Source organism: Cellulomonas jepli (assembly GCF_047229345.1).
Taxonomy (GTDB): domain Bacteria; phylum Actinomycetota; class Actinomycetes; order Actinomycetales; family Cellulomonadaceae; genus Cellulomonas_A.
The window spans coordinates 1-5,466 of sequence record NZ_JBFTER010000168.1 but is presented as its reverse complement, the minus strand read 5'-3'; the positions used below and the strand labels follow the sequence as shown (position 1 = coordinate 5,466).

Genomic DNA, 5,466 nt, shown 5'->3' with positions numbered 1-5,466 from the left:
TTACATGCCTAATACGTAATCCGATATCAAGGTGACGGTCTCGTGGGCTCGGTGTTGTGTATAAGAGCCCGGGCCGGGGGTGCGGGCCGGCGGGGGGGGCGGGCCGGGCCGCGCAGCAGTCCGGGCCGGGCCGGCACCCGCCGACCCGGCCCGGCCGACGAGCTCAGGCGTCGGACCCGAGGCGCAGCATGACCTTGCTGCTGCCGGTGCTCCGGTCGGCGGCCACGCGCAGCGCCTCCGCGGCCTCGTCGATCCCGAACGTGTGCGTCATCAGCGGGTCCACGTCGAGGCCGTCCGCGAGCGCGGCGATCGCGTCGTCGATCTCGTCGGCGAAGCGGTAGGAGCCCATCCAGGTGATCTCGCGCGTCACGAGCTCGCCGAGCACGGCCGTCGCCTCGGTCCCGGGCAGGTTCCCGACCTGCACGAGCGTGCCGCCCTTGGCGGTCGCGTGAAGCACGGCCCCGAGCGCCCCCGGTGCGCCGGACGCCTCGATCACGAGCTCGACGTCCTCGGGCAGCGGCCCCGCGGAGACGTCGACCACCTCGTCCGCTCCCATCGCGCGCGCCACCGCGAGCGACGGGGCGGCGACGTCGGCGGCGATCACGGTCGCGGCGCCGTGGTGCTTCGCCGCCGCGACGACGAGGGCGCCGATCGGCCCGCAGCCGTTGACCAGCACCGTGCGCCCGGCCACGTCGACGCGCCGGACCGCGTGGATCGCCACGGCGAGCGGCTCGGCGAGCGCACCGCGCCGCGTGGAGACCCCGTCGGGCAGCGGGCGGACCTGCTCGGCACGGACCGACTTGAGCTCGCAGAACCCGCCGTCGGTGTGCGGGTCGAACGCCGCGGAGCCGAAGTACCGCACCGCCGGGTACAGGTTGGTGCGCCCGGCGAGCCGTGGCGGCATCACGCCGTCGCCCACGAGCTGGGCCGGCTGGAACGTGACCGGCCGGCCCACCTCCAGGCCCCGGACGTCCGCCCCGGTGGCCACGATGCGCCCCGCGACCTCGTGCCCGAGGACCAGGGGGTGCCGCAGCACCGCGGTCCCGGAGCGACCGTGCCGCCAGTAGGCGAGGTCGGAGCCGCACACGCCGCCCCACTCCATCGCGACCAGGACCTCGTCGGCGGCGGGCGTCGGGTCGGGGAGGTCGTCGACGCGGAGGTCGCCCGCGCCGTGGACCACGACGGCCCTCATACCGCGTCCTCGAGCCGGACGAGGTCGCGTCCACGGACCTCGGGCGATACGACGGCCGAGACGAGCGTGATGAGGCTGTAGACCACGAGCATCGCCGCGATGGGCCACCACGACCCCGTGACCGCGGTGAGCGTCGCCGCGAGCAGCGGGCCGATCGCGGTGGCGAGGATGCCGCCGATCTCCTTGGCGAGCGCGAGCTGCGTGAAGCGGGTGCGGGCCCCGAAGAGCTCGGCCATCGTCACGCTCTCGAGCGAGAACAGGCCCAGGACGGCGAGGTTGTGCAGCAGGATCATCGAGATCGTCAGTGCGAGCGTGCTGCCCTGCTGGATGAGGTTGATCAGCGGGAACGCGAGGATCGCGGAGACCACCGTGAGCACCATGTACACCGGGCGCCGGCCGAACCGGTCGCCGAGCAGACCCACGATCGGCACCGTCGCGAACCCGACGATCGAGCTGTAGAGGATCGCGTTCGTCGCGATGCTGCGGTCGAGCAGCAGCGTCGTGGCGAGGTACCCGACGAGGAACGTCTGGATCAGGCCGGAGTTGCCGGCCTGGCCGAACCGCAGCCCGAGCGCGATGAAGAACGCCTTGCCCTTGCGCTGGCGCAGCGCGGCCTCCAGGACGCCGGCCTGGGCGGTCGCCGCCGCGGCGGACTCGAGCTCCTCGCGGGTCAGCGCGACGCCGTCCGCGGTCAGGTCCGGGCGGCTCTCGAAGACCGGGCTCTCCTTGAGGTGCGTCCGGATCCAGATCGCGAAGATCATGAGCACGAAGCTGAACAGGAACGGCAGGCGCCAGCCCCACGCGAGGAGCTGCTCCTCCGTCAGCACCGCGAGCAGCAGCGCCCACAGGCCGGTCGCGGCGAGCGTCCCGGTGTTGGTCCCGAGGCTGACCAGCGAGGCGATGACGCCACGCTTCTTCACCGGCGCGTACTCCGCGAGCATCGTCGTGGCGCCCGCGATCTCGGCGCCGGCGCCGAAGCCCTGCGCGAGCCGCAGGACGACCAGGAGGATCGGCGCGAGGAGCCCGACCTGGGCGTACGTCGGGAGGACGCCGATGAGGGTCGTGGAGGCACCCATGAGCGCGATGGTGATGAACAGGACCCTCTTGCGGCCGATCCGGTCCCCCATCCGGCCGAAGTAGACGGCTCCCGCGAGCCGGGCGACGTAGCCGACGCCGTACGTGCCCATCGCGGCGATGAGGCCGATCGCGGGGTCGACGTCGGGGAAGAAGATCTCGTTGAAGACGATCGCCGCGGCCAGCGAGTACAGCTGGAAGTCCATGAACTCCATGGCCGTGCCGAGCCAGCCGGAGACCGCGACCCGCTTCAGGTCACCGGCCGTCCTCTCGACGGTCACGCCCGGGGCCGTCAGGTTGTCGTGCGTCATCGTGTGCTCCTTCGCCCGCGACAGCGGTCCGATGCGTCGTGCGTGCCCGTCGGGGGTCCCGGCACGGGCGTGGTGGTGCCGACGCCGTGGCGGGCGCCGGGGTGGACCGGTCGTGCCGGTCGGGATGGTCAGGTCTCGGTCGGGCGGCCGCCGCGGGGTGCTGCGGGGTCGTCCATGACGGCGCGCACCGCAACGGCGGCGCGAGGCCTCACCAGTCGTGCACGGACCCGTCGAGCCGGCGTGCGACCGGCAGGTACCGCGGCTCGTACGGGAAGCGTGCGGCCGCCTTCTCGTCGTACTCGACGCCAAGCCCGGGGGTCTCGTCGAGATCGAGCGCCCCGTCCGCGAACCGGACGCCGCTGCGGAAGACCTCCATGGTCTCGGGCGCGTGCTCCATGTACTCCTGGATGCCGAAGTTCGGCACGGTCAGGTCGACGTGCACCGCCGCCGCCTGGGTCACCGGCGACAGGTCCGTCGCGCCGTGGGACCCGGTCCGCACCTGGTACAGCGCCGCGAGGTCGAAGATCCGGCGCAGGTGCGTGATCCCGCCCGCGTGCACGACGGTCGTGCGCACGTAGTCGATCAGCTGCTCGGTGATCAGGTGCTGGACGTCCCAGATGCTCGTGAGCACCTCGCCGACCGCGATCGGCGTCGTGGTGTGCTGGCGGATGAGGCGGAAGGCCTCCTGGTTCTCCGCCGGCGTCGGGTCCTCCATCCAGAACAGCTGCACGTCCTCGACGCTCTTGCCGAAGCGCGCGGCCTCGAGCGGCGTGAGCCGGTGGTGCACGTCGTGCAGCAGGTGGAAGTCGAAGCCGAGCTTGGAGCGGATCTCCTCGAGGTACGTCGGGGCGAACCGCAGGTAGGCCTCGGTCGACCAGGGCTGCTCGTCGGGCAGCGCGCTCGCAGCGGGCTCGTAGATCGCACCCTTACGCACGCCGTACGTGCCGCCGACGGCGGGGACGGCCGCCTGCGCACGGACGGCCTGGTAGCCGAGCTCGCGGAACCGGACGACGTCGTCGAGCAGCTCCGCGGTGTCGGCGCCGCTCGCGTGGCCGTAGACCATCACGCTGTCGCGCGAGCGCCCGCCGAGCAGCTGGTAGACGGGCAGCCCCGCGACCTTGCCCTTGATGTCCCACAGCGCGGTGTCCACGGCGGCGATCGACGTCATCGTGACCGGCCCGCGCCGCCAGTACGGGCCGCGGTACAGGTACTGCCACATGTCCTCGATGCGCGCGGGGTCCCGGCCGATCAGGAGCGGCACGACGTGGTCGCGCAGGTAGCTCGCGACCGCGAGCTCACGACCGTTCAGGGTCGCGTCGCCGAGCCCGGTGACGCCGTCGGACGTCGTGATGCGCAGGGTGACGAAGTTCCGTCCCGGTCCTGCGACGAAGACCTCAGCGCGCTCGATGGTGCTCACGTGGCGTTCTCCCTCCGGCTGCCCAGCCGCCTCGAGCCCCCTGCCCGACGGACGCACTGCTGCAATGCAGTGCTTGTATACAAGGGCGATATGCACGGTCTGTCAAGCCCCTCCGCACCACTCCCCCGCGCGGCCGGCCCGTGGAGCGGGGCCGGCCGCCGCTGCGTCGGTGCCCTGGCGCCCCGCTTGACCTGCGCTGACACCCGCGGGTTGTATACAAGGGCGCGGGACCGCTCCGGGACACGGGGTCGACGCCCGCGGACCAGATCGCGGACAGGACGAGGCGAGGAGTCGGCGTGACGGCAGCGACAGCAGGCAGCAGCGGCGACGACACCCGGCCACGAGGCCCCGCGCACGGCGGCGGGCGGCGGCGCGGCGCGGGCGACCCCGGCGCGCGCCCCCCAGGCCCGGCGGATCCCGGAGCCGGTGAACCCGGTGCAGCGGCCCCCGGCCCCCGCTCCGCAGGGCGCGTGGTCTACGCCGAGCTCCGCCGGCGGGTCGTCACCCTGGGCCTCCAGCCGGGAGCGCCCCTGTCGGAGAACGAGCTCGCCGCCGAGCTGGGCGTCTCCCGCACGCCCGTGCGCGACGCGCTGATGCTGCTGCAGCAGGAAGGGCTCGTGCAGATCTTCCCGAGGGTCGGCTCGTTCGTCTCACGGGTGGACCCGCAGCGCGTCGCCGACGCCCAGTTCCTGCGTGAGGCCGTCGAGCTCGCGTCGCTCGATGACGTGCCGGCCCGGCCGGACCCCGACGTCACGGCCGAGCTGCAGGAGAACATCGCGCTGCAGCGCCTCGTCGAGGGCGATCACGAGGAGTTCTTCCGCCTCGACGAGCTGTTCCACCAGGGACTCATGCGCCTCGCCGGTCACGAGGGCACCTGGCCGTCGGTGGTCGCCGCGAAGGCCCACCTCGACCGGGCCCGGCGCCTCGGGCTCTCCGAGGTCGGCAGCGTCCAGGTGTTCGTCGAGCAGCACGCGCACGTGCTCGAGGCGCTCCTGCGGGGCGGCGCGAGCGAGGCACGCCCGCTGATGCGCACGCACCTGCGCACGGTGTTCGACGACATCGAGCGGGTGCGGTCGCGCTCGCCCGAGCTGTTCGCGACCAACACCGGCGCACCCACGCGGCGCAGCGTCGCCGTCTGGGAGTGAGCAGCGCCGCTCAGTCGCGCGCCTGCCACGTGCACACGCACGCCTCGTTGCCCTCGGCGTCCGCGAGCACCCAGAACGCCGGCGCCCGGTCGTCGCTCACAAGGCGCCCGCCCGCCTCGAGCGCCGCCGCGACGCGCTCCTCCGCGACGTCGTGCGGCACCGTGACGTCGAGGTGGATGCGGTTGCGCTGTGGACGCGGCGCATCCATCTGCTGGAACCACACGGCGGGGCCGAGACCGGTCGGGTCGAGGAGCGCCGGGGACGGGTCGTCGGCCTCGGGCAGCTCCTCGGGGACGTAGCCGAGCACCGCGCGCCAGAACGGGTAGA

Annotated in this window: 5 protein-coding genes; 1 reads left to right on the top strand and 4 read right to left on the bottom strand. The window is 73.2% G+C overall.

Translation table 11 applies throughout. The annotated features are described in order from the left end of the window. Positions 1-163: 163 nt before the first annotated feature. The 3 genes from AB6N24_RS22515 to manD all read right to left on the bottom strand — a co-directional run bounded on the left by AB6N24_RS22515 (position 164) and on the right by manD (position 3,994). Entirely contained in the window at positions 164-1,192 is a 1,029-nt protein-coding gene (locus AB6N24_RS22515) for an L-idonate 5-dehydrogenase (protein WP_412871587.1), read from the bottom strand. Further along, entirely contained in the window at positions 1,189-2,577 is a 1,389-nt protein-coding gene (locus AB6N24_RS22510; RefSeq protein WP_412871586.1) for an MFS transporter, read from the bottom strand. The genes AB6N24_RS22515 and AB6N24_RS22510 overlap by 4 nt, the downstream gene beginning before the upstream one ends. Positions 2,578-2,785: 208 nt before the next feature. Continuing rightward, a complete protein-coding gene (gene manD / locus AB6N24_RS22505; protein WP_412871585.1) occupies positions 2,786-3,994 on the bottom strand; it encodes a D-mannonate dehydratase ManD in 1,209 nt (402 codons plus the stop codon). A gap of 470 nt (positions 3,995-4,464) precedes the next feature. Between manD and AB6N24_RS22500 the strand changes: the two genes are divergently transcribed. Further along, the gene (locus AB6N24_RS22500) at positions 4,465-5,139 is read left to right on the top strand and encodes a GntR family transcriptional regulator (protein ID WP_412871584.1); all 675 of its coding nucleotides are present in this window, start codon (positions 4,465-4,467) and stop codon (positions 5,137-5,139) included. Between the two features lie 10 nt (positions 5,140-5,149). Here the strand turns inward: AB6N24_RS22500 and AB6N24_RS22495 are convergent. After that, the coding region (locus tag AB6N24_RS22495) for a VOC family protein (RefSeq protein ID WP_412871583.1) at positions 5,150-5,466 on the bottom strand (317 nt) is incomplete at its 5' end.